This is a genomic window from Citrobacter sp. Cf116 (assembly GCF_030336505.1).
Taxonomy (GTDB): Bacteria; Pseudomonadota; Gammaproteobacteria; order Enterobacterales; family Enterobacteriaceae; genus Citrobacter; species Citrobacter freundii.
This window is the reverse complement of record NZ_JAOWEQ010000040.1, coordinates 474,482-500,700: the sequence shown is the minus strand read 5'-3', so window position 1 is coordinate 500,700 and position 26,219 is coordinate 474,482. Positions and strand designations below refer to the sequence as shown.

25 protein-coding genes are annotated in these 26,219 nt (G+C 51.0%); 11 read left to right on the top strand and 14 right to left on the bottom strand.

Features of this window, described 5'->3' with window-relative positions:
• Positions 1-77: 77 nt before the first annotated feature.
• Positions 78-1,238: a pyridoxal phosphate-dependent aminotransferase gene (locus OGV74_RS19155; protein WP_086503817.1), complete on the top strand. Its 1,161-nt coding sequence runs from the start codon at positions 78-80 to the stop codon at positions 1,236-1,238.
• Here OGV74_RS19155 and OGV74_RS19150 read toward each other — a convergent pair whose 3' ends face one another.
• The 4 genes from OGV74_RS19150 to dsbG all read right to left on the bottom strand — a co-directional run bounded on the left by OGV74_RS19150 (position 1,239) and on the right by dsbG (position 5,086).
• On the bottom strand, positions 1,239-1,856 hold the full coding sequence (locus OGV74_RS19150) for an IbrB-like domain-containing protein (RefSeq protein ID WP_003022071.1): 618 nt from the start codon (positions 1,854-1,856) through the stop codon (positions 1,239-1,241).
• On the bottom strand, positions 1,841-3,064 hold the full coding sequence (locus OGV74_RS19145) for a phosphoadenosine phosphosulfate reductase (RefSeq protein ID WP_032948783.1): 1,224 nt from the start codon (positions 3,062-3,064) through the stop codon (positions 1,841-1,843). The genes OGV74_RS19150 and OGV74_RS19145 overlap by 16 nt, the downstream gene beginning before the upstream one ends.
• Positions 3,065-3,214: 150 nt before the next feature.
• Positions 3,215-4,135, bottom strand: a complete 921-nt coding sequence (gene citR / locus OGV74_RS19140) for a DNA-binding transcriptional repressor CitR (protein ID WP_086503818.1) — start codon at positions 4,133-4,135, stop codon at positions 3,215-3,217.
• Between the two features lie 204 nt (positions 4,136-4,339).
• Positions 4,340-5,086, bottom strand: a complete 747-nt coding sequence (dsbG, locus tag OGV74_RS19135) for a thiol:disulfide interchange protein DsbG (protein ID WP_061548062.1) — start codon at positions 5,084-5,086, stop codon at positions 4,340-4,342.
• A gap of 366 nt (positions 5,087-5,452) precedes the next feature.
• On the opposite strand from dsbG, the gene ahpC reads away from it, so the two are divergent.
• The 6 genes from ahpC (at position 5,453) to OGV74_RS19105 (ending at position 12,107) form a co-directional block, all read left to right on the top strand.
• Positions 5,453-6,016, top strand: a complete 564-nt coding sequence (gene ahpC, locus OGV74_RS19130; protein WP_002894394.1) for an alkyl hydroperoxide reductase subunit C — start codon at positions 5,453-5,455, stop codon at positions 6,014-6,016.
• Positions 6,017-6,170: 154 nt separating this feature from the next.
• Positions 6,171-7,736, top strand: a complete 1,566-nt coding sequence (gene ahpF / locus OGV74_RS19125) for an alkyl hydroperoxide reductase subunit F (RefSeq protein WP_003835619.1) — start codon at positions 6,171-6,173, stop codon at positions 7,734-7,736.
• 222 nt (positions 7,737-7,958) lie between these two features.
• The gene (locus OGV74_RS19120; protein WP_286521371.1) at positions 7,959-8,513 is read left to right on the top strand and encodes a TorD/DmsD family molecular chaperone; all 555 of its coding nucleotides are present in this window, start codon (positions 7,959-7,961) and stop codon (positions 8,511-8,513) included.
• Positions 8,510-10,786, top strand: a complete 2,277-nt coding sequence (locus OGV74_RS19115) for a molybdopterin-dependent oxidoreductase (protein WP_286521369.1) — start codon at positions 8,510-8,512, stop codon at positions 10,784-10,786. The genes OGV74_RS19120 and OGV74_RS19115 overlap by 4 nt, the downstream gene beginning before the upstream one ends.
• Positions 10,783-11,340, top strand: a complete 558-nt coding sequence (locus OGV74_RS19110; protein ID WP_003022094.1) for a 4Fe-4S dicluster domain-containing protein — start codon at positions 10,783-10,785, stop codon at positions 11,338-11,340. Before OGV74_RS19115 ends, OGV74_RS19110 begins: the two co-directional genes overlap by 4 nt.
• Positions 11,340-12,107, top strand: coding sequence for a dimethyl sulfoxide reductase anchor subunit family protein (locus tag OGV74_RS19105; protein ID WP_086503820.1), 768 nt, complete (start codon positions 11,340-11,342; stop codon positions 12,105-12,107). The genes OGV74_RS19110 and OGV74_RS19105 overlap by 1 nt, the downstream gene beginning before the upstream one ends.
• A 69-nt stretch (positions 12,108-12,176) precedes the next feature.
• Here OGV74_RS19105 and uspG read toward each other — a convergent pair whose 3' ends face one another.
• Positions 12,177-12,605: a universal stress protein UspG gene (gene uspG / locus OGV74_RS19100; RefSeq protein WP_003022101.1), complete on the bottom strand. Its 429-nt coding sequence runs from the start codon at positions 12,603-12,605 to the stop codon at positions 12,177-12,179.
• A gap of 183 nt (positions 12,606-12,788) precedes the next feature.
• On the bottom strand, positions 12,789-13,199 hold the full coding sequence (rnk, locus tag OGV74_RS19095) for a nucleoside diphosphate kinase regulator (RefSeq protein WP_003022104.1): 411 nt from the start codon (positions 13,197-13,199) through the stop codon (positions 12,789-12,791).
• A 977-nt stretch (positions 13,200-14,176) separates the two neighbouring features.
• Here rnk and OGV74_RS19090 point away from each other — a divergent pair.
• A complete protein-coding gene (locus tag OGV74_RS19090; protein WP_003022107.1) occupies positions 14,177-15,007 on the top strand; it encodes an alpha/beta fold hydrolase in 831 nt (276 codons plus the stop codon).
• Positions 15,008-15,103: 96 nt separating this feature from the next.
• Entirely contained in the window at positions 15,104-15,727 is a 624-nt protein-coding gene (locus OGV74_RS19085) for a flavin reductase family protein (RefSeq protein ID WP_003022109.1), read from the top strand.
• Between the two features lie 41 nt (positions 15,728-15,768).
• Here the strand turns inward: OGV74_RS19085 and rna are convergent, their stop codons facing one another.
• The 8 genes from rna to citC form a co-directional block, all read right to left on the bottom strand.
• A complete protein-coding gene (rna, locus tag OGV74_RS19080; RefSeq protein ID WP_032948793.1) occupies positions 15,769-16,575 on the bottom strand; it encodes a ribonuclease I in 807 nt (268 codons plus the stop codon).
• Positions 16,576-16,685: 110 nt separating this feature from the next.
• Positions 16,686-18,149: a citrate/succinate antiporter CitT gene (gene citT, locus OGV74_RS19075; RefSeq protein WP_003022114.1), complete on the bottom strand. Its 1,464-nt coding sequence runs from the start codon at positions 18,147-18,149 to the stop codon at positions 16,686-16,688.
• A 25-nt stretch (positions 18,150-18,174) separates the two neighbouring features.
• Complete coding sequence (citG, locus tag OGV74_RS19070; protein WP_003835603.1) at positions 18,175-19,080, bottom strand: triphosphoribosyl-dephospho-CoA synthase CitG; 906 nt, start codon at positions 19,078-19,080, stop codon at positions 18,175-18,177.
• Complete coding sequence (citX, locus tag OGV74_RS19065; RefSeq protein WP_003022118.1) at positions 19,049-19,603, bottom strand: citrate lyase holo-[acyl-carrier protein] synthase; 555 nt, start codon at positions 19,601-19,603, stop codon at positions 19,049-19,051. Before citX ends, citG begins: the two co-directional genes overlap by 32 nt.
• A gap of 3 nt (positions 19,604-19,606) precedes the next feature.
• Positions 19,607-21,139 carry a citrate lyase subunit alpha gene (gene citF / locus OGV74_RS19060; protein ID WP_003022120.1) on the bottom strand — a complete coding sequence of 511 codons (1,533 nt, stop codon included), beginning with the start codon at positions 21,137-21,139 and terminating at the stop codon, positions 19,607-19,609.
• A gap of 9 nt (positions 21,140-21,148) precedes the next feature.
• On the bottom strand, positions 21,149-22,057 hold the full coding sequence (locus OGV74_RS19055) for an aldolase/citrate lyase family protein (protein ID WP_003022123.1): 909 nt from the start codon (positions 22,055-22,057) through the stop codon (positions 21,149-21,151).
• A complete protein-coding gene (gene citD / locus OGV74_RS19050) occupies positions 22,054-22,350 on the bottom strand; it encodes a citrate lyase acyl carrier protein (protein WP_003022125.1) in 297 nt (98 codons plus the stop codon). The genes OGV74_RS19055 and citD overlap by 4 nt, the downstream gene beginning before the upstream one ends.
• Entirely contained in the window at positions 22,347-23,423 is a 1,077-nt protein-coding gene (gene citC, locus OGV74_RS19045) for a [citrate (pro-3S)-lyase] ligase (RefSeq protein WP_032948797.1), read from the bottom strand. Before citC ends, citD begins: the two co-directional genes overlap by 4 nt.
• Positions 23,424-23,812: 389 nt before the next feature.
• Here citC and dpiB point away from each other — a divergent pair, with 389 nt between their 5' ends.
• Both dpiB and dpiA read left to right on the top strand, forming a co-directional pair.
• Entirely contained in the window at positions 23,813-25,474 is a 1,662-nt protein-coding gene (dpiB, locus tag OGV74_RS19040) for a sensor histidine kinase DpiB (protein WP_003022131.1), read from the top strand.
• Positions 25,443-26,123, top strand: coding sequence for a two-component response regulator DpiA (gene dpiA / locus OGV74_RS19035; protein WP_003022133.1), 681 nt, complete (start codon positions 25,443-25,445; stop codon positions 26,121-26,123). The genes dpiB and dpiA overlap by 32 nt, the downstream gene beginning before the upstream one ends.
• Positions 26,124-26,219: the final 96 nt, after the last annotated feature.

Sequence of the window (26,219 nt, the reverse complement as noted above, 5' to 3'; positions counted from 1 at the left end):
TGAACGTCTTGATTGCCAAATACTAGCATCGTGTTATAGTGGCTTCAACCACAACATCACACGCTGGGATAACAATAATGAGTAATAACCCGCTGATTCCGCAAAGCAAACTGCCTAACCTGGGCACTACTATCTTCACGCAAATGAGTGCGCTGGCGCAGCATCATCAGGCCATTAATCTCTCGCAGGGATTTCCTGATTTTGACGGTCCGCTCTTTTTGCAGGAGCGCCTGGCGTATCACGTCGCACACGGTGCAAACCAGTATGCACCGATGACGGGCGTGCAGGCGCTACGCGAAGCCATCGCGGATAAAACGGCAGACCTGTACGGTTACAAACCTGACGCGGATAGTGAAGTGACCATCACGGCGGGGGCCACAGAAGCGCTGTATGCCGCGATCACTGCGCTGGTGCGCCCAGGTGATGAGGTGATTTGTTTTGACCCGAGCTACGACAGCTATGCGCCTGCGGTTGAATTATCCGGCGGGGTGGTTAAACGTATCGCACTGCAACCACCGTCTTTTCGCGTCGACTGGCAGGCTTTTAGTGCCTTACTCAGCGACCGTACCCGATTGGTTATCCTGAACACGCCACATAATCCTTCTGCCACCGTGTGGCATCACGTCGATTTTGACGCGCTGTGGCAAGCAATTAAAGAACGCGAGATTTTTGTCATCAGCGACGAAGTTTATGAGCATATCTGTTTCGCCAGGCAAGGGCATGCCAGTGTGCTGGCACATTCAGACCTGCGGGAACGCGCTGTTGCTGTTTCATCGTTTGGTAAGACCTATCATATGACCGGCTGGAAGATTGGCTACTGCGTTGCGCCAGCCGCCATTAGCGCTGAGTTGCGCAAGGTACACCAGTATCTGACGTTTTCCGTCAACACGCCGGCTCAGTTGGCCCTGGCGGATATGCTACGAGAAGATCCTGCACACTATCGCGAGCTGCCTGCGTTTTATCAGAAAAAACGCGACGTTTTGGTGAACGCGCTGCGTGACAGCCGACTGGAAATTCTGCCGTGTGAAGGCACGTATTTTCTGCTGGTCGATTACAGCGCCGTTTCCACGCTTAACGACGTGGAATTTTGCCAGTGGCTGACCACTGAAGTGGGCGTTGCGGCGATACCGCTGTCGGTGTTCTGCGCCGATCCTTTCCCGCATAAACTGATTCGTCTCTGTTTTGCCAAGCAAGAATCGACGCTGTTAACAGCAGCTGAACGTCTGGTGTCGCTGTAGCTATTTCACCGTCCAGGCTTTGGAGAATCGACGGTCGGCGAACAACTCTTGCAGACCGTTGATTTGCTTCAGGCGTAACACCTCGTCGTTGTCCATGCCGAGATCCTTGCCAATTCTTTCTTCACTCCATCCCAGTTGCGATAGCTCGCGGACAATCTCGGACATGGCGTGGATTTGATGACGCCCACGGGCGCGGTTGTGGCGAATGGTCGCCGCCATACGCTCATGGCGTTCTCGTTCTAAACAGGCAACCGGCAGATATCCTTTAAGCCTGGGCCTCAGTGAGGCTTTGGCTTTACCTAACTCGTGGCGGTGGAAACCATCGACAATTTCGTATTCCTCTGCCGTTGAGTGAACCACCACAATGGGCTGTGTAAACCCGTCTGCTTCAAGGGACTTCAGCAGCAGCTTTTTCTCCGGCGGCGCAACGTTATTGGGGTTGTAGTCATTGGGTGAAATGTGATCATTTTTAACCCAAAGTACGCAATCTACGGGTTCCTCGCGAAAGGGACTGACGCTGTGTATCGCCCGTCTGAATTCATTGATGGCTTCAATTCGTTCTTCTTCTGACAGGCCAGAAAGAAAGCCGAGGAGTTCCTGAGTTAGTCGGTGTTGCATAAGATTCCCCATTCCTGGCGTTTTGTTTTCATACGTTCGTTATAGCGTTGGTAGTTTTTGGGTTTCGTTGGACTGAATGAAAGTGCCCGACACCAGTAGTCATTATTCAACAGGACTTTGCAGATACGTCGCCATGAAGGGATATCTTTCGAACCAATATCGCCTTCTTGAGTTTGCGGGATATTATCCATGCCTTTTTTCTTATACCACTGCAAATAGACGGCGATTTTATTGCGGTAATGCTCTGCGGTAGTCTCCGGCATGCTGTTCAATAGCAGCATGGCATATTCCTGCCAGCTTAAATGTTCTGGTTTAAGTATTTTCCGATGACCGTAAAAATGGTTGTCATGACCGGCATAAATACCCCCGCTTTTAACACCGCTGACGCGGGTGCACATAGCCGCCCAGCGCTCGGGTTCAATGACATGATATAGCCATAATCCCTGACGCTGTTCTGGGCCAAAGGGCTCACAAATACGCATGTAGCGCGTGGGAACACCAGCCTGATACATTAGATTGTATAATGGATTACACGGCATTCTGGTTTTTGCAAACCAGGTCCATATATCGGCGGTTTTCCAGTCATAGAGAGGATAAATATACCAGGTGTGTCCGCCGGGGGCGCTTGTAGTCCAGGGTTTATCATCGGCAAAGCGCTGTTTTTGCGAGTTGGCAATGGCAACAAAGCGGTTATATGACTCATCGGCGCGGATGCCCACCATCATCGCGGCTGGACGTTTCTCTGAAAACCAGTCAGCGAACTCACGAACAAATTGTTCAAAAGTCATGCCGGGTTGATAGAAGGAGAAATATTCAGGATCGGTTATGGCATCTGCGGGCGGCTGGCGAACCCATTGTGTACCCGGCTCCCAACACTGCCATTCGGGTTGAAATTGTGACAGTGAATTTTGGGTAGTGAGCGGTAAGGCCACCCAATAAAATTGTTCGATGACATCGGCATAATGTTCACGTAGAGCTCCTACATAGTCGATAGTGCAGGAGAATTGTGCTTCCCAATCGATAAACAACACATTTATTTTTTTATGCAGTTGGCGTGCAAGCATGGCTGTCAGATGTAGCATTAGCCCTGAATCCTTCCCGCCGGAAAAGGAGACACAAACACGAGGTAGGGTTTCAAGTGTCCAGGTTATGCGCTCCAGAGCGGCTTCCAGCACGTTTTGACCAAGCGGGATTTTATAAATAGACATATTGAACTCATATCAGAATTATTATTCAAAATAATAACAAATGCTGACAATAAGATATGCTAATTTTTATTGGGTGCAACTTTTTTAATGTATTCATAATTATTTTGAATCGCATTCATTCATACAAATTCAAAATGAATTGATAAAGGTCTACTTGTTAGTTTTTAGGCTGTGCTTGCCGTCTATTTTTTTAATGAAATCGTCAAACCCAGTATTGTTGAGTGACGCTCTGTTATACATCAAAAATAAATTTATTTTAGGTGGTGGGAACTCGGTGTTAATTTCTTTTAAATTAAATGTGCCGGCATATTGCTCATAAATTGCTGTTGGTAGTAAACCAATGATATCTGTATTTGAAATGATGTTAGCAATCGTTATTAATGAGTCGCTACGGAAACCAATGTCACGATTTTCCAGAAAGAATTTGGTTTGTTGCCTATATTCTTTAATGCCCGGGTCTTCAGAAAGAAGCTGCGTAAACTGTTCTTTTAATATATTTTCAAACGTGGTTTTCTCATTAATTCTGGGGTGGTTTTTGTTACAGACTAATACTGTTTCGATGGTTTTAAATGGCGAGCATATGATCGAGCGATTACTCACTGGAGCGGTAGTAATGACTAAATCTGCCTTTCTGTAAGCCAACAGGTTTTCCGCACTTTCAGCAGTGATGAGTATGTCATGGTGCTCAATTTCGACATGTGAGTCTTCTCTGAGAAAATGAATAACTTCCGCGATATTAATAGTTGTTGTTAGTTGTGGGCAGTAAATAATAAATTTTTTCTTCAGGCTGGAGTTATGCATAATGTTGATTGTCTGCTCCAGGCTGTTGAGATTTTTCTCAAGATGCTGATGTAGGTTAATTCCAGCCGTCGTTGGGGTGATTCCTTTACCTGAGCGAATAAACAGCGGGTCATTAAACTGTGTACGTAGTCTCTGCAATGACTGACTGACAGCAGAGGGCGTAATATACAGTGTTTCCGCCGCTTTACTGATGCTCAAATGTTGATATATGCATTCAAATATAATCAACAGGTTGAGATCGAACTTTTTGAGGTCATAGAGGTTAGCCATGCGTACCTTCCTGTGATGGTAATGTATTGAAAAATTCAATTGTGGAATAGTTTAAAGGGTAGTTATTCTTGAAATTTATGTTTGTGTGCTTAATGAATAATTAACTTTAGCTAAAATAGCACAAGTTGCGTAATTTTCAGCAGGAAAGTTAATTTAAATGAGTGATTGATATGAGAACGATAACAATCACTCATCTTGTTACTTTTATTTATTTCCCATGATAATGTTTAATTTTTCTTTATCCGGTAAGCCTACTTCCTGTTGTAACGTATCGTCTTTACTCATGTAATAGATAGCCGGCGTTACATTGGCCCCCAAATCATCCATCAACTTTTGGTTGATATTCAGTAACTTCATTTTCTCTGCAGGGACCGAAACCGGGATTTCCAGCTTCATTTTCCCGCCGGATGCCTCATAGTCATGCCAGGTTTTGGCCGGATCTTTGGCTGCCAGAATTGCAGCGGCGGTGGCCGGACTTTCAGGTTTAATTACGCCAACCAATAATGTACGCAACTGAACTTTACCGGATTCTACCCACGGACGCGCCTGCTGCCAGAACTGTTTACAATAGGGACAGAAGGGATCGGCAAACACGTACACAATAACCGGTGCCTCTTTTTTCCCGTCCAGAATCCACGACGCTTTTTCCATTCGCTGCCACATCTCACGTCCGGCAGGGGCATAGATCTCTTTTTCTATGAGCGCATTACTGAGGTTTTCGCCTTTTTCATTATACATGTAGCCGGAGATGGCATGTTTACCGTCAGGCGTGACATAGATAGTGACCCCCATGTCCTGGTATTTTCCCAGATAGCCTTTCATTCCACCCGGTGCATCGAAAGGCTTCAGGATGGTAATGCCCTGTTTCTCAATAGCTTTAACGGGAGCAGGCAGTTCTTCGGCATGCACCACGGCAGGGAGCAGGGTTAAAAGTAAGGTACGTTTAAACATTGATTTTCCTTATAAAATCAGCAGGAAAGGGGGCTTAATTGCAAAACCTATCGCAGCCATAGGTAAGATCGACGGTCCGTCGATTGCCCTTTCTTGAGTTGGGTGATGTAATCCCCATCGCTGTTACGACCTTTGTTAAGGTAATGTAGAGCGCAACACATAGCCAGCCCTGCTGGCACTGACGTTACCTGCGGGTAGCTCGGGTAATGAGGCTCCCTGCATAGGGGGCCTTTTTTACTTTTGTCTTTTAGGTTCGATTGAGTAAGTTGTTAGTTAACGCTTATTGATTTGATAAAGGAAACGCATTAGCCCTGCTAAGAGATTTTCGTTAACTTATCTCTCAACGAAAACACGGAGGAAGTACAGATGTCTTTGATTAATACCAAAATTAAACCTTTCAAAAACCAGGCGTTCAAAAACGGTGAGTTCATCGAAGTAACCGAGAAAGATACCGAAGGTCGCTGGAGCGTCTTCTTCTTCTACCCGGCTGACTTTACTTTCGTATGCCCGACCGAACTGGGTGACGTTGCAGACCATTACGAAGAACTGCAGAAACTGGGCGTAGATGTGTATTCCGTATCTACTGACACCCACTTCACCCACAAAGCATGGCACAGCAGCTCTGAGACCATCGCGAAAATCAAATACGCGATGATCGGCGACCCGACTGGCGCCCTGACCCGTAACTTCGACAACATGCGTGAAGATGAAGGTCTGGCTGACCGCGCAACCTTCGTTGTTGACCCGCAGGGTATCATCCAGGCAATCGAAGTTACTGCTGAAGGTATCGGCCGTGATGCATCTGACCTGCTGCGTAAAATTAAAGCTGCACAGTATGTCGCTTCTCACCCAGGTGAAGTTTGCCCGGCGAAATGGAAAGAAGGTGAAGCAACCTTAGCTCCATCTCTGGACCTGGTTGGTAAGATTTAAGTCGCATTATTTGTAGGCCGGATAAACGTAGTGCATCCGGCATTCCACAGGCGCAAATCTGCGCCTGTTTTATTCCAGCACCATGACGCAAGTTGCATTAATGCAGTCCCGCAAAATCGGCTTGCATGATGATGTTTTCAGAGAGGGAAGAAGAATGCTCGACACAAATATGAAAACCCAGCTCAGGGCTTATCTTGAGAAACTGACCAAACCTGTTGAGCTGATTGCTACGCTGGATGACAGCGCTAAATCGGCAGAAATCAAGGAACTGCTGACTGAAATTGCTGAACTGTCAGAAAAAGTCACCTTTAAAGAAGACAATACTCTGGCGGTGCGTAAGCCATCGTTCCTGATTACCAATCCCGGTTCTCACCAGGGACCGCGTTTTGCCGGTTCTCCGCTGGGTCATGAGTTTACCTCTCTGGTGCTGGCTCTGCTGTGGACCGGCGGTCATCCGTCAAAAGAGGCGCAGGCGTTGCTGGAGCAGATCCGCGATCTCGACGGTGATTTTGAATTTGAAACCTATTATTCGCTCTCCTGCCACAACTGCCCGGACGTGGTGCAGGCGTTGAACCTGATGTCGGTACTGAACCCACGTATCAAACATACGGCGATTGACGGCGGTACATTCCAGAACGAAATCACCGATCGTAACGTGATGGGCGTTCCGGCGGTATTTATGAACGGCAAAGAGTTCGGCCAGGGTCGTATGACGCTGACTGAGATCGTGGCGAAAGTGGATACCGGCGCAGAAAAACGTGCGGCTGAAGAACTGAATAAGCGCGATGCTTATGACGTGTTGATTGTCGGTTCTGGTCCTGCGGGGGCGGCGGCAGCGGTGTACTCTGCACGTAAAGGCATTCGCACCGGTCTGATGGGCGAACGTTTTGGCGGTCAGGTTCTTGATACCGTTGATATTGAAAACTACATCTCAGTACCGAAAACTGAAGGTCAGAAACTGGCAGGTGCGCTGAAAGCACACGTTGATGATTATGATGTCGATGTGATCGACAGCCAGAGCGCAAGCAAACTGATCCCGGCAGCGCAGGAAGGCGGTTTGCATCAGATTGAAACAGCCTCCGGCGCGGTGCTGAAAGCACGTAGCATTATCATCGCCACCGGCGCGAAATGGCGCAACATGAACGTTCCGGGCGAAGATCAGTATCGCACCAAAGGTGTAACCTATTGCCCGCACTGTGATGGTCCGCTGTTTAAAGGTAAGCGTGTTGCGGTAATTGGCGGCGGTAACTCCGGCGTTGAAGCGGCTATCGACCTGGCAGGTATTGTTGAACATGTGACGCTGCTGGAGTTTGCTCCTGAAATGAAGGCAGACCAGGTGCTGCAGAATAAGCTTCGCAGCCTGAAAAATGTCGACATCATTCTGAACGCGCAAACGACAGAAGTGAAAGGCGATGGCAGCAAGGTCACTGGCCTGGAGTATCGTGACCGCGTGAGCGGGGATGTTCACAATGTGGAACTGGCCGGTATCTTTGTGCAGATTGGTCTGCTGCCGAACACCAACTGGCTGGAAGGCGCCGTTGAACGTAATCGCATGGGTGAAATCATCATCGATGCCAAGTGCGAAACCAGCGTGAAAGGTGTTTTCGCTGCCGGTGACTGCACCACCGTACCGTATAAACAGATTATCATCGCGACCGGTGAAGGCGCGAAGGCCTCGTTGAGTTCGTTTGATTATCTGATTCGCACGACAGTAGCATAAAAAAGTAAGACTCACCTGCAATGTCAAAACCGCCAGTCATCCGCTGGCGGTTTTTTATTTCCATATACTCAAATTGTCAATTCTTGAAACAATAAACCGTATAAAAAATTCACTTAATTAGCCTGATCATTATTTTTATCAAAGAAAGAGAGGGCGTTATCTTTATTATATTAACCTGCATTATTTTTTCATTTGTTGTGTGAATAAATGGTTGGTTAATTCATGGGTGAAATATATGAAACCCTGACGATCTTTGAATCGACAGGGTTATTGTTACGTGATTTTTTTATCTCTCACGATAGTTGCACGCTGAAAGCGGCTTATTCAGCTTTAGATACAAATGCCTCGGCGCTAACAGAGCAGGAGTGGCTGGAAGCGGAGTACGACTTCAATGCGCTGTTTGTCGGACCGCAGAAGCTAAAGGCCGCGCCGTTTGCTTCGGTTTATCTTGAAGAAGATGCCCTTGTAATGGGTAAATCAACCCTTAGCATTCGGGAATTCATGGCAAATATAGGGTTATCTATAAATGTCGGGAATAATATTCCGGATGATCATATTTCCTGTGTATTGGAATTGGCGGTTTTATTATCAGCTAATTCCAGAGCATCGTCAGAATACCAGGTGACCCTTACTCGATATGCATCTGAGTATGTCGCGGTGTGGTTGCCCGAGTATATAGAAAAAATAAATATAAATGCACAAACCGCCACGTTGAAAAACGTAGCTGGAAGATTGTCTTCTTGGCTTGATGAATTAAAAACGAGAGTATCAGTATGAGTAATGAACCGGGAGTTCTGAACAGACGTTCATTTTTGAAAGGGTTGATTGCCCTTGGCACGGTCGCAGCCCTGCCTGGGGGATTGCTGACTTCACGCTGTGCATTGGCGCAACCGCCCATTCCATTTAACCCCAAAACCTACAAAATCTATCGTAACGCCTGTCCGCGTAACTGCTATGACACTTGTAGCCTGAAAACCTGGGTGAAGGATGACGTCATCACCTTTGTGGAGGGTGCGCCTGAGTCAACGTTTACGCATGGCACGCCGTGTGTGAAGGGGCTGAGCTACCCGCGTCGGGTATACAGCCCGGACCGCATTAAATATCCGATGGTTCAGGATGTTCGCGGCAGCGGGAACTGGCGTCGTATATCTTGGGAAGACGCCATGCAGCGTATTGCGACCAAGATGCTGGAAATCAAAAAGAAAGACGGCTCAATGCTGGGTCTGGCGCTGTCAAAATACTCAGGCAACCTCGGCGTGATGGGTTATGCCGTTGAAGGGATGATGTCTTCGCTGGGTTACACCACGCGTTTTGCCGGAACACCTTGCTGGCCAGCCGGTATTGACGCGCAAAACTACGACATGGGCGACATGTGGTGTAACGACCCGGAAGATATGGTGAAAGCCAAATACATCATTATCTGGGGGGCTAACCCTGCCTGGTGTTCAATGCACACCATGAAATATGTTTATCAGGCAAGGGAAAAAGGCGCAAAAGTGGTCGTTATCGATCCGCTGTTAACCCAGACTGCCGCGAAAGCCGATCTCTACTTGCGTGTCCGTCCAGGCTCAGATGGCGCTCTGGCGCTGGGTATGGCGCGTCATCTGGTGGATAAAGGTCTGGTTGATCAGGATTTCGTCAATAACTATTCCCACGGATACCCGGAATTCGAAGCCTATCTGCGCAACAGTGTGACCGTTGAGTGGGCCGCTGAGATCTGTGGTCTTTCCGCTGATGTTATTCGTCAATTGGCGGAAGAATTTACCGCCGTTAATCCTGCCACCGTGTGGATTGGCTACGGTATGCAGCGCCATGTCAACGGCGGCGCGAACGTCCGTGCGATCGATGCTTTTGTGGCAATGACCGGCAATATCGGCATTGAAGGCGGTGGCGCTCGCTACGGCCATTTGCAGACATGGGGCTATAACTACCATGGAATGATGCAAAAGCCGCCTGCCGGTTCTGTCGGCATGAAAGGTGCAGGTGGTCCGGTAGGCGAGTTTGTCAGCGATAGCGGAGAGAAGAGCGAATATTCCGATCGTGCGCTGAATATCAACCAGACGGCGCAAGGGATCCTCGACGCCAGTGAGCCGCCGGTAAGAATGCTGTGGGTAGCCTCTAAAAATCCGTTTGCTCAGGATTTTGACCGCAACAAGATGATTAAAGCGTTTGAGAAACTGGAAATGGTGGTTTGTGTCGACCAGTTCTTCAACGAAACCGTCCAGCATGCGGATATCGTGCTGCCTGTCACTACAACCTTTGAACAATGGGATGTCTCTTCGTCCTATTGGCACTACTGGTTGTCCGTCAATGAGCCGGCTATTAAACCGCTGTATGAGTGCAAGAGCGATCCGGAAATAGCGGCGCTGCTGTCCAAAACCATCAATAAACTGGAAGCTGGTTCATGTACTTTCCCGCAGGAGTTTGATGCCAAACGCTGGTTGGATCAGGAATTCAACGAGGGGATGGGCAAACAGTTTGGCATTGCGGGTTGGGATGACCTGCTGGAAGGACCGCGCAAAGCAAAAATGGTCAGTACCGCAGCCTGGTACGATCGTAAATTCAAAACGCCATCGGGCAAGTACGAATTCAAATCAGAACGCTGTGCAGAAAATGGTCATACGGCATTGCCGGAATACAAAGCGGGTGCGCAGGGGGCGTTACCGTTCCATCTGTTCACACCTCATCTTCAGTACGGCCTGCACTCGCAGTTTGTCAATCTGGACTGGATGCAGGTTTTCTGGCCAGAACCCTTTGTTTACATCCACCCGTCTGCCGCACAGAAAAAGGGGATCACTGAGGGAGCTCATGTCAAAGTCTTCAACGAGGCGGGTCATGTTGAGCTGCGTGCCAAAATCACCACCAATGTGCCGGAAGATTTCCTGGTGATGTATGAATCCTGGTTTAATAAGCTTAGTTACAACGTACAGAATGTGGTGAAAGATACGCCAGCCGATATGGGGAAAATGGCGACCGGCGCGCCAGGCGCAGCTATTCACAGTCAATTTGTAGATATTACTTTGTCAGGAAATGAAGGAGCAGCGGCATGAGACGCGCGTTTTTAGTTAATAGCGATAAATGCATCGGCTGCCGTGGCTGTGCAATGGCGTGTAAGAGTTTTAACCAGTTGGAACCTGAACGTTTCTGGCGCTATGTCTACCCGCTGGATAAAGAAATTTATCCGCATGAAGAGCGGGCGTTCTATTCGCTGGCCTGTAACCACTGCGAAAACCCGGCCTGTCTGGCGGCGTGTCCGGTAGAGGCCTACACCAAGCGTGAAGATGGTGTCGTGGTGCATAACCCGGAGCGCTGTATTGGATGTAAAAACTGTATCCGCAACTGCCCATACGGTGCGCCGCGCTTTAATGAAGAGACGAAAAAGGCGGAAAAATGCAGCATGTGCTACGAGCGCCTTGACGTTGGTATGCAACCGGCGTGTGTAAATGCCTGTCCGGTAGGTGCGCTGACGCTTATCGATCTGGATGCCGATCCTATACCTGACAATGCCGTACAGTATCCGCCAGGATTCCCGCGTATGCCGCAGCTTAATCCTGGCACGCGTTTTATCCTTGCGCGTCAGCCGAAGCAGCCGGAGGGTAAGTAATGGAAAAGTATGAACTTCCGCTGGTCATTTTTACCGTATTGAGCCAGATGTCGGTTGGGATCACGCTCATTCTGACGCTACGCACGCTGCAAGGAAAACTGGAAAGCAAGCGCCTGTACTGGCTGGTAAGTGGGCTGGTTCTGGCGGCGGCGTCCGTGGCAGCGATCCTGCACCTTGCGCATCCGGATCGCGCCTACGATGCCCTGATTAACCTGCAGCACGCCTGGCTGAGCCGTGAAATTCTTGGCGCCACCTTATACGGTGCGGCGGTCGGGGTGACGTTTTTGGCAAAAGGGCACAAAGCGCCAGCTGTTCTGGCCTCTGTTCTCGGTATTGCGCTGGTGGCGGTGCAGGGGATGACCTATGCTGCCCCGGCAATGGTGGCGATCGCCAACGGTCTGACAATGCTGTTGTTCTTTATCACGGTGTGGGTGATGGGGTGTGCGGCGATTCCACTGCTTAAACTTGCACCTGCCGTTGCCGCATTGCGCCAGGGGATTGTTGTGTGTATGGCGGTCATGATCGCCGCGCCCATTATCTGGCTAAGCGGCGGCACCATCATGCAGATGACGGCGCATGCCTGGCTGACGTCGCCGCTTTATCTGGCGAGTCTGGTGTGTCTGGCGGTGGCCTTTGTGCTAAGCCGTCAGGGAGAGCGTCGCGCAAAAGCGCTTTTTGTCCTGCTGTTTGTTGGCATATTCCTGAGTCGTCTGACGTTCTTTGGCGATACGATCAGCACCATCGTGAATATCGGTCATTTGTATTGATCGTGAGGTAATAAAAACCCCTGTCAGGCGTTAACCTGGCAGGGGTTTTCTTTAGCGAACCAGTGGCTGTTAACGAACAACCAGCACTGGCAAAGTCGCGTGGCGGACAACGCTGGAAGCGTTTGAGCCGAGCAGATGGGTGCTGATTGATGGGTTACGCGACCCAATGACAACGACATCTGCATTCAACTCTTCACCCAACTCGTTGACCACATCACGGACACTGCCAAAGCGGACGTGTTGCTTAATACGGGAAGGATCGATGCTGAAGTGACCGACCATCGTTTGCAGACGGGTTTCCGCTTCGTGTTGCAGATGCTCTTCAAAACGACGGACATCGGCCGCAAAGCGGTGCAGGCTTAAGCTCGCTGAGCCTGGCAGCACATGCAGCAGATGGATAACCCCTTTATCCTGGGCCAGAAATTCTGCATGGCGAATAGCCTTGTCGCTCAGTTCCATTTCGAATACATCAACAGGCATTATGATTGTGTTGTACATAAACATTCTCCTTGTCATTACATGAACACATAACAGCATAGTATTAAAAATGATTCTGTCAGTCACGACACAGATTTATGTTTTGCGAACAGGAAAGAAAGCGAGGAGCAGGGAGATCTAACCGGAAAGAGGATGCGGATGCATCCTCTGTAAGATAAAGCGAGTGGCTTTGATAAGACAGAGTTAGCGCAGGTAGTCGCCTGCAGCTTCAGGCTGGTACTCAAGCTCAATAACTTCGAGGTGCGTTGAGGTCCCGCCTGGCAGTTCCCAGTGAATGGTATCACCAACGCGCAGCCCCAAAAGTGCAGCGCCGACAGGTGCCATTACCGAAAGCTGTGTGCTGCTGTCAGTCATAGTGGCCGGATACACCAGGGTACGCACACGGACTTCGCCATCACTCAGATTGCGGAATTTCACGCGGCTGTTCATGGTCACGACATCGTGCGGCATGGTTTCTGGAGAACACATTTGGGCACGATCCAGCTCGGCGTTAAGGGCGTCGGCAATCGGTAAACCAGCAAACGCAGGTTGCTCCAACAGGCGGTCAATGCGTTCCGCATCGAGGTCGTTAATGATGATAGTTGGTCTGGACATTTATTACTCCATGTCGTCGATACTGCGGGTGCGCAGGTAAATAATCCCAAAAGAAAACCCTCACCGTCAGGCGGCAAGGGTTTAGCTTTTATGATGATACTGAGACTTACCCCATGTTTGAAGTGATTTAGTTCACATTCAGGCAAATCATCAATATTGTCGCGTATGGTGTAATGTCAGTCAGTTAACGAACCTAAGGTAATAAATCTGTTGCCTCCGTCGCATTGCTACGTTCACCTTATGTTATTCACTTCTCTGAAACCATCCTACCTGTGAACGTGTTAAGGGTACTATCGCCGTACCCTTAACAATCCCGGCTCCCGGCGGGAAAATTGCCACTTCGTGGTTCCCTCCGCTTATTCCTCCAGGCTACCGGGCCGGGCGCGAGGAAGCGTCCCTGCAAAGCGCGCCCTGAGCCAGCATCCATGCTGGCTCTCCCGGCCTTACGGAAACACGTCGGCAATTTTCAGCCGGACCAGCCCACACCTGACCACCTGCGTTTTTTTGTTTAAACAGCAAAACAGATTGAACTGGAAGTCAGAGCGTTGCAGCGATGACACCGGTCCGGCTGAAAATCGATGAGGCGTTGACGGCTGACCGGGTCTGCCCGCAGGGATGCGGGCAGAGGGGACGGCCTGCAGGGATGCTGGCTCGGCCCCGACCCGACAGGCAGACGGCATAAGACGAATGAATCGCGCAGCGACGATTTTCCCGCCGGGAGCCTGGGTTGCAAGGGAGGCGGCGGTGAGCCTCCCTTGCTCGTTCACGGGTATCAGTGCTTCAGAGAAGTGATACCGCTGAGGTGAACGGAACCCTGAGCCGGGATCACATGTTCCCTATAATGCTTAACTGACAAGCATTACGCGTATGGTGTGATTTTAGCCGAAAAACGTGATCGTTCTCCAATTTGCATTATGCTTTTTAAGCGCTCGCTGCGGGCGCGTCAAACAACTCAGTGTTCCGCGACAGGAGATCTCATGAGCCAGTACGACAAACTTACCTTGAAAGACGGCAGCTATTTGCATTTTAAAGATTGGGGAAGTGGACAGCCCATTGTCTTCAGTCATGGTTGGCCGCTGACGGCAGATGCGTTTGAGGATCAGATGTTATTCCTCGGGTCGAAAGGATTTCGTGTGATCGCCCATGACAGGCGTGGGCATGGGCGTTCGGCCCAACCCTGGGATGGTCACAATATGGATCAGTATGCTGACGATCTGGCTGAACTTACCGCGCATCTCAATCTTAAAGATGCCGTCCATGTCGGACACTCTACCGGCGGCGGGGAAGTGGCGCGGTATATTGGCCGCCATGGAACGCAGCGGGTCGCAAAAGCGGTGTTAATTGGCGCGGTGACGCCCATTATGATCAAGACCGACTTTAATCCAAATGGCGTGCCGAAAGAGGTATTCGATGGCATCCGTGAAGGGGTTGTGAACGATCGCGCCGCCTTTTTCTATGAATTAACCGCTGCATTCTATGGCTACAACCGTCCTGGCGCAAAAGAGTCGAAAGCCGTCAGGGAAAGTTTTGTTGAACAGGGTTTACAGGGTTCCATCAAAGCGTTGTACGACTGTATCCACGCGTTTTCGGAAACAGATCTGCGTGAGGACCTCAAAAAGATGACCATCCCGACGCTGGTGATCCACGGTGATGACGATCAGATTGTCCCGTTTGAAACCTGCGGAAAGGTCGCGGCGGAAATACTGCCTGATTCGCAGTTGAAGGTATATGTCGGCGGCTCGCATGGCATTTGCACCACCCATAAACAACAGATCAACGGTGACCTGCTCAACTTTATTCAGTCGTAATCGTTGGCAGATTGTTCTACGCTGATCTTCTTTTTCCAGGGGGATGAGCGAAGCATAATTTGTGCTGCGCTGACGTTAACTTCAACAGGGAACGCTATGTATTTCTATCAACCGTCACAGGGACACGGCTTACCGCATGACCCGCTAAATGCCATCATTGGACCGCGCCCGATTGGCTGGATTGCGTCACGTGACGGCAATGGTCGGCACAATCTGGCACCATACAGTTTCTTTAACTGTTTTAACTATCATCCGCCGATTATCGGTTTCGCCAGCAGCGGCTGGAAAGACAGCGTGCAGAATATTATTGAAACCGGTGAATTTGTCTGGAACCTGACGACTCTTGAGCTGGCCACTGCGATGAACGAAACGTCAGCCAGCTTGCCGCACGGTGAGGACGAGTTTTTTGCCGCCGGGCTTAGCAAGGCAGATAGCCGGATAGTCAACGTGCCGCGCGTGGCGCAAAGCCCGGTCAATTTTGAGTGTCGCTTATCGCAAAGCCTGCAACTGACTACCGCTGATGGCTCACCGGTTGATACCTGGCTGGTATTGGGGGAAGTGGTGGGCATCCACATCGATGAAACGCTCCTGGAGGACGGCATCTATCAGACGGCGAAAGCGAAGCCGGTACTGCGCGCAGGTGGGCCAACGGCATATTATTCGATCAGTGAAACACACCGTTTTGATTTAGTTCGCCCGGACGCCCGAGCAAAACGCTAAGCTTACGGACCGACGCCAGCTTGCAGCGTCGGTCGCAAGTTTCAATATCCCACTTTGTCGATAATAAACTGTTTACCGCAGCTACCTGGATGCGGTTGCGGTAAGAATGACTGTGCAGATAACGTCTGGTTGATGTTGTCGGCTTTCAGGGATAACTGGATCTCAGTGAGATACGCCGGATTGCCGTGGCAGCTTAGCTTCACAGCTTTGACGTTCTCTTTGCCCCAGCTTTTGGCTACTGCGGCGTCAAATGCGTTACGGCTGACAGTTTTGCCGTAGTTTTCCGCCAGGAATTTGCCCACCTCGCTGTTCTTAACCTCATTATTCAGCCGTACCATCGTGCCAAAGTACGCGTCGGGATCAAAACCGAAACACGCGCCATGTTTGGCATACTCGTAACGTTCCAGACAGGATCTCCCTCCAGCGCCGGGCATTACGGCGCTGAGTTTTGCTGCGCTTTCCAGCGACAGCCCGGTTTCGGGGGCCGCGCATTTACGGCTGGCACGTGCTTCAGGCAGGTTGGGAATAGGGCGAGTCGCGCAGCCAAAACGCATCCAGCGGCGGTTGTCGACTCCACGGGCGGCAATGGATTTAGGCAGGCTGGGCCATAAACCGTGAACGGTCAGGAAATCCGCTTTGTCTGCGCTCTCTTTTTGTAAACGACATTCGTCAGGCTCCTGACGATTACGCTCGTGTTGGCTCTGACAAAATCCGGTTTGCCAGGAGAGGGCCAGCACGTAGCTGTCAAAATCAGTGTATTGTTTTGCCTGAAGTTCATCGGCCTGAGCTGCAGAAACTGGCAGCAGAAGCGCTGCCAGTAATGAAGAATAACGCCATGTTGATGTCATGATGATTTCGGATACTTATATAAATTCTGAATATCATCTATTTAATCATAAAAAATGCCAGTCAGGTTTAGCTGACTGGCATCATTTTCATCAGGTGTGAACCGAAATGATTAGCTCCACATTGCCAGAATCGGCCAGCCGACCAGCAGAAGCATAGAGATGTAGATAACGCCGAAGATAGCACCCAGACGCCAGTAGTCTTTGGACTTCACATAACCACAGCCGTAGATGATAACGCCAGGGCCTGTTGCATATGGAGTCAGACAGCCCATGATACCGATGGACAGTACCAGCAGGATACACAGATGTTCCATCGGCACGCCCGGGATACCTTTACCGACAGCCAGAATAACCGGCAGCATGGTGGCAGTGTGTGCAGAAAGGCTGGCAAACAGGTAGTGAGCAAAGTAGAACACCAGCACCAGCACGATTACGGTCGCGTTAGGCGAGAAGCCTTCCAGGTGTGTGCTCATGGTGTTGGCGAACCAGTCGATGAAGCCTGAACGGGTTAAACCATTCGCCATAACGACCAGCGTGGCGAGGTTAACCAGTGTGTTCCATGCGCTGTTATAGCGGGTAATGTCTTTCCACGGTACCACGTGCAGCGCCAGCATCAGGGAGACAGCCAGCAAACCCACTGCGGTTGCATCAATCAGTTTACCACCGAAGACCCACAGGCCCAGGCTGAGCAGAACCAGACCGATCAGCGTTATCTCTTTACGGGTCAGTTTACCCATGCCTTTCAGTTCATCACCGGCCCATGCGGCAACTTCAGCACTGTGAGTGACCTCTGGTTTGTACAGAACGTATGACAACCACGGAGCAACGATCAGCAAAATAATACCAACCGGCAGGAAGCTGAGGAACCATTGCAGCCAGCTGATTTGAATACCGGCAATTTTGTTGACGAATTCCAGACCCAGTACGTTTGGCGCAGCACCGGTCACGAACATAGAGGAGCTCAGGCTGGTACTGATTACCATCATCCACATCAGATATCCGCCGATACGGCGCGCGGAAGGATCGTTCGGGAATGATTTAAACAGCGGTGGCAGGTTTTTGATAACCGGGAATACGGTACCACCGGTACGCGCGGTGTTAGACGGTGTAAACGGCGCCAGCAGAATGTCGATGATAACAATCGCATAGCCCAGCGTCAGGGTGCGTTTACCCATGAATTTCACCAGGAACAGCGCGATACGACGACCCAGACCGGTGACTTCATAACCCAGTGCGAAGATAAACGCACCAAACACCAACCACACGGTGGTGCTGGAGAAGCCCGCCAGACCCCATTTCAGCGCTTGCTTACCCGCTTTAAATGCCGGGTCGGCCAGTTCTGAAGCATCAAACAGCAGATAGTTGCTGCCGATAACGCAGATCGTTACGGCGATAAAGCTGATCGCTGTTGCCGGAATTGGCTCCAGGATCATACCGACGATCATCGCCACAAACACGGCAAAGTAGTGCCAGGCCTGTGGAGGCATTCCATCAGGGACGGGGATAAGAAACATGACGCCCATTACGACCAATGGGGCCAGTAACTTCCATATTTTATCTTTTGCTAAAGACATGTGTGTGATTCTCCGGAAAGGATCTTTAATTGTGATAATGATGAACTTGTGAAATCTGAGCTAAGAACCAGGTGACGATCAGCAGATCGGCGCAGCCTCCGGGACTGAGGTTGCGCTCAATGCACTGTTGGTCGAACTGGTGTAGGTATTCGAGATCGGCAGGGGTACGAATCCCCCCTTGCTGCATCAGGGCGGTGGCCTGCTGCTGTAGCCAACGCAGACCTTCTGCGCCGCCACGTGAAGCCACGTTGGTGTCGCCGTTGATAGACATCAGCAGCAATAAAGTGTCGAGTAACGCCAGTTCAGGGTCGCGGCCCTGAGTCAGCAGTGCGCGGTAGTGCGGCAGGGCATGCTGGATGACTAGCGGGTATCCCGCTTCGGCTTCGCCCCGTGCGCCGGTTAATCCCAGTTGCTGATAAAGACGTTGGCCTGCCGTGAGTTGTTGATTGTTCTGGCGCAGTTCGCGCTCGGTCAGACCACGGCAAAATGTTGCTGCCGTAGAGCAAATGGTTTCAGCGGTAACAGTTAGTTGGAGCTGGTGCAGACGGCCAATGGCGGCGCACAGCAGGCCCAGAGAAAAGATGCTGCCTTTGTGGGTATTCACCCCAGCGGTGGCGCGAAACATATCAGCTTCGCAGGCCATGCCCAGCGGGCGCAGTCCTTTCAATACATCCTCAGGCGACAGCTGTGCGCTAAACGCCCCATATTCAATAAAACGTGGCAGCCAGGCCTGAATAGCCTCGGCGCTGCGATGAAAATCTTCCAGCGCCATATCTTTATGCGCGCCGTTGTTAATACGATCTACCAGACCGGGTTTGGGTGACAGGTTGACTTCAGTCAGCATGGCGCGCCACGCGAGCGTTGCGTAAGCATCAGGCAGATCCAGAGGAAGGACTGCATTATTGGTTGATGTTGCGGGAATCGGCATCATGCAGCAGTGCCTCCATCTGAGTGAGTAAGTCGGAAAGTGCGTGGGTTTTACCCCGCGCACAGTCGGCAGCACTTTGCTCGCACAGCAGACAGCGGCGGGCAGGGAGTGCGAAATGACGCCGGGACAGAATTTCCCCTTCAGGGGTCAGGACATCGATGTCCCATAGCCGTCCCAGCGGGTGTGAATGCTCAAGTTCAATCGTGGCGAGCTTGAGGTCGTGGGCCGGAGCCTCAATAGACAAAAGACCTTCTGGACCGCTGGCAGAAACCAGCGCTGTTTGCTCCCTGACAATCCAGGCTGATTGTTCCGCCAGCGCGAGCAAGGCGGTTACGCCGTGATTAAAGATGCGACGGGTTAATGCGCTGTCTTTAATCGGACCCGGTGCAACCACGGTGAACGAGACCAGTGGTGCAGAGTGGCGTGTCAGCCAGTCCTGTTGCCTTGCTTGTCTCTTATCGCGGCTGGCGAGCAGCTCGGGAATCGAAACCGCGTGTTGGGTGGCGAGTTCAGGGAGCAGGTGCATGGCTTATTCCTTCACCTGATGCACAACGTCAATCACTGAACCGTCGCGATAACGCACAACGGCAATCACGCGGTCAGTGAATTCGATAGCGCGTGGCTGACCGGTGAGTTGCTGTGCACGTTCGCGCAGCCATTCAATGGACACCACTTTCATACCGGCTTCTTTCAGTCGTTCTGCCAGTTCCGGACGTGCAGGGTTGACGGCGATACCGTGGTCAGTGACCAGAATGTCAACGCTGGAGCCAGGGGTTACGCAGGTCAGCACGTTATCAACCAGCGTCGGGATGCGTCCGCGAACCAGCGGTGCGACGATGATGGAAAGCGCTGCGGCCACAGCCGTATCACAGTGTCCGCCGGATGCGCCTCGTAGTACGCCGTCAGAACCGGTCAGTACGTTCACATTGAAGTTGGTGTCTACTTCTAATGCGCTCAGTACCACCACATCCAGACGGTCAACGGATGCGCCTTTTGAACCCCAGTTGGCATACTGGTTTGCACTGATTTCAATGTGGTTTGGGTTGCGGGCCAAGGACTCAGCCGCGTTACGGTCGAAGCTCTGTACGTCCAGCAGTTTGCGAATCAGGCCTTTTTCATGCAGATCCACGATGGTGGCGGTGATGCCGCCCAGCGCGAAGTCAGCACGGATATCGCGGCTGCGCATTTTGTCTTCCAGGAAACGCGTCACGGCCAGAGAAGCGCCGCCGGTGCCTGTCTGCAGTGAGAAGCCTTCATTGAAGTAGCCGGAGTTAGCAATGACCTCTGCCGCGCTACGGGCGATTAACAGTTCACGCGGGTTAGTGGTCATGCGGGTCGCATCAGCACCGATTTTGTCCGCATCGCCGACCTGATCGATCTGCACGATCAGATCTACCTGATCCTGTGTAATGCTGGCCGGGTTATGTGGATAGGTCAGCAGTTGTTCAGTCAGCAGGACAACCTGTTTCGCGTTTTCGGCGTCTACGCGGGCATAGCCCAGTGAACCGCAGCATGCTTTACCGGTATAACCGTTGGCGTTACCAAACTGGTCGCAGGACGGTACGCCGAGGAACGCCACATCAATGCTGAGTTCGCCGCTTTGTACCAAGTGTACACGTCCACCGTGGGAGTGAATCTGTACCGGTTCGGCCAGCAGGCCACGGGAGATCTCTTCCGCCAGCGGGCCACGCAACCCGGAGGTATAAATACGGCTGACCACGCCCTGACGGATGTGCTCAACCAGCGGAGCATGGCAATCGCTCAGAGAGCTGGAGGCCAGCGTCAGATTTTTAAAGCCCATACTGGCGATGGCATCCATCACCAGATTAATGGTCAGATCGCCACCGCGAAAAGCGTGGTGGAAAGAGATGGTCATGCCATCCTGTAAACCCGAACGACGAATGGCGTCTTCCAGGTTAGCGCACAGCTTTTTGTCGCGCGGTTTTTGCGCCTGCAGTTCTACTTTTGCGGTGCTCTGATAAGCGGAAAGCTCACTTTCTGCATGACGGCTCCAGGTCGCCACGCGATCCTGGCGTTGAGACTGTTCGATTTTCTGCGTCATTTTTTTGCCTTATTCTTCGCGAATGCCGGAAAGTTCTGCACGGGAGATAACCAGAAGGGCGCGCTCGATAACCGGGCTGTCGACCATTTTGCCGTTCAGGGAAACCACTCCACGACCTTCGCGGGCAGCGGCTTCAGCGGCTTCTACGACCAAACGGGCGTGAGCCAGCTCTTTGCGCGTCGGGGCGTACAGGTTATGCAGGAGTTCGATCTGGCGCGGGTTGATGAGCGACTTGCCGTCAAAACCCAACTGCTTGATGTGTGCGGCTTCGTGCAGGAAACCTGCTTCGTTGTTGGCATCGGAATACACGGTGTCGAACGCCTGAATACCGGCAGAACGTGCAGCCTGCAAAATAGAGCAGCGGGCAAACAGCAGTTCAGTACCCTCCGGCGAGCGTTCAGTGCGCAGGTTACGCACATAATCTTCAGCACCCAGAGCAATACCGATCAGGCGCTCGGAAGCGTGGGCAATTTCTACCGCACGGGTAATGCCTAACGGCGACTCAATGGCGGCTAACAGGCCGGTGCTGCCGGGTTCACGGCCACAGGCGTTCTCGATGCGCAGAATTTCACTTTCGATGTCGATGACATCCTGCGCGGTATCGGTCTTCGGTAAACGTACGATGTCAGCACCGCCGCGTACCACGGCTTCAAGGTCGTTGATGCCCCATTCGGAGTCGAGGGCGTTTACACGCACGATGGTTTCAACGTCGTGATACAGCGGATGCTGCAGCGCGTGGTACACCATGCGGCGAGCAGTATCTTTTTCACGCAACGCGACGGAGTCTTCCAGGTCGAACATCAGTGCATCTGCCGGGTAGATGAACGAGTTGCTGACCATGGCGGCATTGGCACCCGGTACGAACAACATGCTGCGGCGAGTACGGGTTTTACGTTGTTGCAAAGATGCGGAAATCACTGGCAATCCTCCCATGGCAGTGCCGGAATACCGCCAGCGCGGGCCAGTAGTGCTTCCAGTCGCGCACGTAAAATGCAGTCCAGTGCGCCTTTATCATCAACATTTAATTGCACGCCGCGTACGTTGTAGCGGGACAGAACGTCCAGGATGGTGGTCCGGATGGCATCACCGAACTGTTTTTCGACGCTACTGTTAACCTGCAGGTCAATATCCTGCGAATCGAGTGGGGCGATGCGAATCATCACATCACCGGACTCGAGTGTGCCTGCGACGGCTGCCTGGTTTATTTTCATTTTTCACCTGTTGCTAATGCGGGGGTATTTTGGCGGACTGCCGCACCTGATGAGGCTCGTTCAACCATGCTTTGCAGATAGTGCAGCGTGGCGTCAGGGACCAGGGATGCGATAGCCGTGAGATCTTTTTTAACCAGCAGCTTGCGCACCCAGGAGGCGGAAATCGGCATCTCCTGGAAGCACAGCCGCTCAATTTCCACCAGTTCAATCGGTGGGGCGGGAAGCGTTGGGGTCTCCAGCCAGTAGCGCATATCGTTGTTGTACTGGGAGGTGACGGAGCAATACGGCTCGGTACCGACGAAACGATGTGTAACGCCGAGAGCCGGTGCCAGGTACTGGCGGAAGATTTTCAGGTCTATTTCGGTGTAGCAGTGGTTAATAACGCTCTGCTCTTTGATGAAGTAGCACGGGAACGTGGCGCGGGAAATGATGTATTCCGAACCGCGATGCACGGTTAAACGTGGAATATCTTTTGTCCCTTTAAGCACCAGATCCAACCGGTCTTCATACGGAAACCGTGAGGTATCCTCTTTGACCAAAAACAGATGCAGCCAGTCACATTGTGCGGCCGCCTGTTGGATCAGAAAACGATGTCCGTTGGTGAAGGGGTTGGCGTTCATGACGATGCAACCAATTTTTTTCCCTTCACGACGCTGTTTTGCCAGAGATTCAGCGTAACGTTTCAGACGCGTGGTGCTGTTTTCCATCAGCACCATAATGCCGGGAACGCTGGTCAGCGTAGAAAAGCCACACTGTTTAAACAGCGATTCGTACTCGGTTTTGGTATAGATGAAGAGGTGCGTACAGTGGCGCTCATAGGCGAGGTTGATTAACTCGGTCGCCAGCGTCAGCGCTAAGCCTTCGCCCCGTACGGATTCGCAGATGGCGACACATTTAATAATATTCCCAGCGATACCGCCGCAGGCAATCAGGCGGTCGTCACGGGTGACGGTGATAAATACTTCGACGGTGGTGTCAACGCTCAAATCATTCTCTTTCAGAAATTGCGTGATAGCCGCCATCTTTTTATTTTCTGAGCGTTTAACTTGCGTGAATATATTATTACCGAACATAGTGAATAGAGCCCCGATGCTATATTTGTTACTGGGTTTCTGTTTTTGTTGCTCTACTTAGCAACCTGATAACGTTTCGTTTGCAATTGAAGGGAATGATTTTTTATTACGGAGTATTTCTTTTTTTCCCTGCTGCATACATCGTAAGGGGTATTTCGGAGGTAATTTTTGATTTATTTCACAATAAGTTAGAAGGTTTTAATGTGTTTTATGGTTTTAAGTTTTTTAATTAATTTAACCTCGAAATAGCGTGTGGTTTTAATTTGTTTAATTGATTTAAAGTGGGGAATCTGCAACGATCTTGTTTTATACCGTAACGTGTAAATAAAACATTTCTATTACAACTACAATGAGAAATAAGTTTCGGGCAACGTGGATGAGGAAGATATATGGCTGAGCAGAAAAATAAAACACGGTTTCCTTTTTTCCGCAGCCTGGCGTTTCCTTTACGCATCTTTCTGCTTATTTTGGTCGTTTCTGTTTTTATCATCGCCGCCCTGGCACAATACTTTACCGCCAGCTTTGAAGATTATCTGGCCACGCATGTCCGCGATATGGCAATGAACCAGGCCAAAATCATCGCCTCTAACGACAGTATCATCACGGCAGTTAAACATCGTGATTACAAGCGTTTGGCGACGATTGCCGACAAACTGCAGAGCGGAACTGACTTCGACTATGTGGTTATCGGGGATACCAACTCCATTCGTCTATATCATCCGAACCCGGAAAAGATTGGCTACCCGATGCAGTTCACCAAACCCGGTGCGCTGGAAAAAGGGGAAAGCTACTTTATTACCGGTAAAGGGTCCATCGGGATGGCAATGCGCGCTAAAACACCCATCTTTGATGACGATGGCAAAATCATTGGCGTAGTCTCAATTGGTTATCTGATCAGCAAAATCGATAGCTGGCGATCGGATTTCTTACTCCCGATGGCCGGTGTGTTTATCTTGCTGTTGTTGGTACTTATGCTGCTCTCCTGGTTTTTCGCTGCCCATATTCGTCGGCAGATGTTGGGTATGGAACCGAAACAAATTGCGCGGGTGGTACGTCAGCAGGAAGCGTTGTTCAGCTCGGTATATGAAGGATTGATTGCCGTGGATCCTGATGGTTATATCACCGCAATAAACCGCAGTGCGAGGAAAATGCTGGGGCTGTCTTCACCTGGGCGAAAGTGGCTTGGAAAACCGGTGAGTGAGGTGGTTCAGCCAGCGGACTTTTTCACCCAACAGATTGCGGAAAAACGACAGGATGCGATGGTAAACTTTAATGGCCTGAGCGTTATCGCCAACCGTGAAGCGATTCGCTCCGGTGACGAACTGCTTGGGGCAATCATCAGTTTTCGTAGTAAAGATGAAATTGCTACCCTTAATGCGCAATTAACGCAGATCAAACAGTATGTAGAGAGCCTGAGAACGCTGCGTCATGAGCACCTGAACTGGATGTCGACCATCAATGGCCTGCTGCAAATGAAAGAGTATGACAAGGTTCTGGCCATGGTGCAGGGAGAATCCCAGGCGCAACAGCAACTGATTGACAGCCTGCGTGGCGCGTTTGCCGATCGTCAGGTCGCCGGTCTGTTGTTTGGCAAGGTGCAGCGCGCGCGGGAACTGGGCCTCACCATGACTATCGTTCCGGGGAGCCAGCTGCATCAACTCCCCGAGGGGCTGGATAGCACAGAGTTTGCAGCAATTGTTGGCAATCTGCTTGATAATGCATTTGAAGCGAGCTTACGCACCCAGCAAGGCAACAAGGTCGTAGAGCTCTATTTGAGCGATGAAGGGGATGACGTGATCATCGAAGTTGCCGATCAGGGATGCGGTGTGCCGGAAGCATTGCGTGAGAAAATATTTGAACAGGGTGTGAGCACCCGTACCGATGAACCAGGTGAACATGGCATCGGTTTGTATCTGATTGCAAGTTATGTGAGGCGCTGTGACGGAGTGATTACGCTCGAAGATAACTCCCCTTGCGGTACCTTATTTTCTTTATTTCTTCCGAAAGTGAAAAAAAATAATGACGGAACCATTAACGCTGTTGATCGTTGAGGATGAAACGCTACTGGCGGAAATGCATGCTGAATATATCCGCCATATACCCGGTTTCAGCCAGATATGGCTGGCGGGTAATCTTGAGCAGGCGAGGATGATGATTGAGCGTTTTAAGCCCGGTCTGATACTGCTCGATAACTACTTGCCGGACGGCAAGGGAATTACGTTGCTGCATGAGCTGACCCAGGCGCGCTATCCGGGCGGCGTAGTGTTTACCACGGCGGCCAGCGATATGGAAACGGTCTCCGAGGCCGTGCGCAGCGGTGCGTTTGATTACCTGGTCAAACCCATTGCCTACGAGCGGCTGGGGCAGACCCTGACGCGTTATCAACAACGTCGACGCATGTTGGCGGGGAATGACAGCGCCAGCCAAAAGCAGATTGATGAAATGTTTAATGCCTACGCGCGGGGCGAACCGAAAGGGGATTTACCGACTGGGATTGATGCGTTAACACTGAATGCAGTGTTGAAATTATTCGCCGACCCGACGGTACACCATACTGCGGAAACGATCGCCCAGGCGCTTACCATCAGCCGAACGACTTCCAGACGCTACCTGGAGTACTGTGCCAGCCGTCATTTGATTATTGCGGAGATTATTCACGGTAAGGTGGGTAGGCCGCAGCGTATTTATCATGGCGGCTAAATGCTGATTTCTGACGTAGGCCGGATAAGATGCTTTAGCATCGACATCCGGCAATGGTGCGGTTTAAATGCCGGATGCGGCGTAGATGCCTAATCC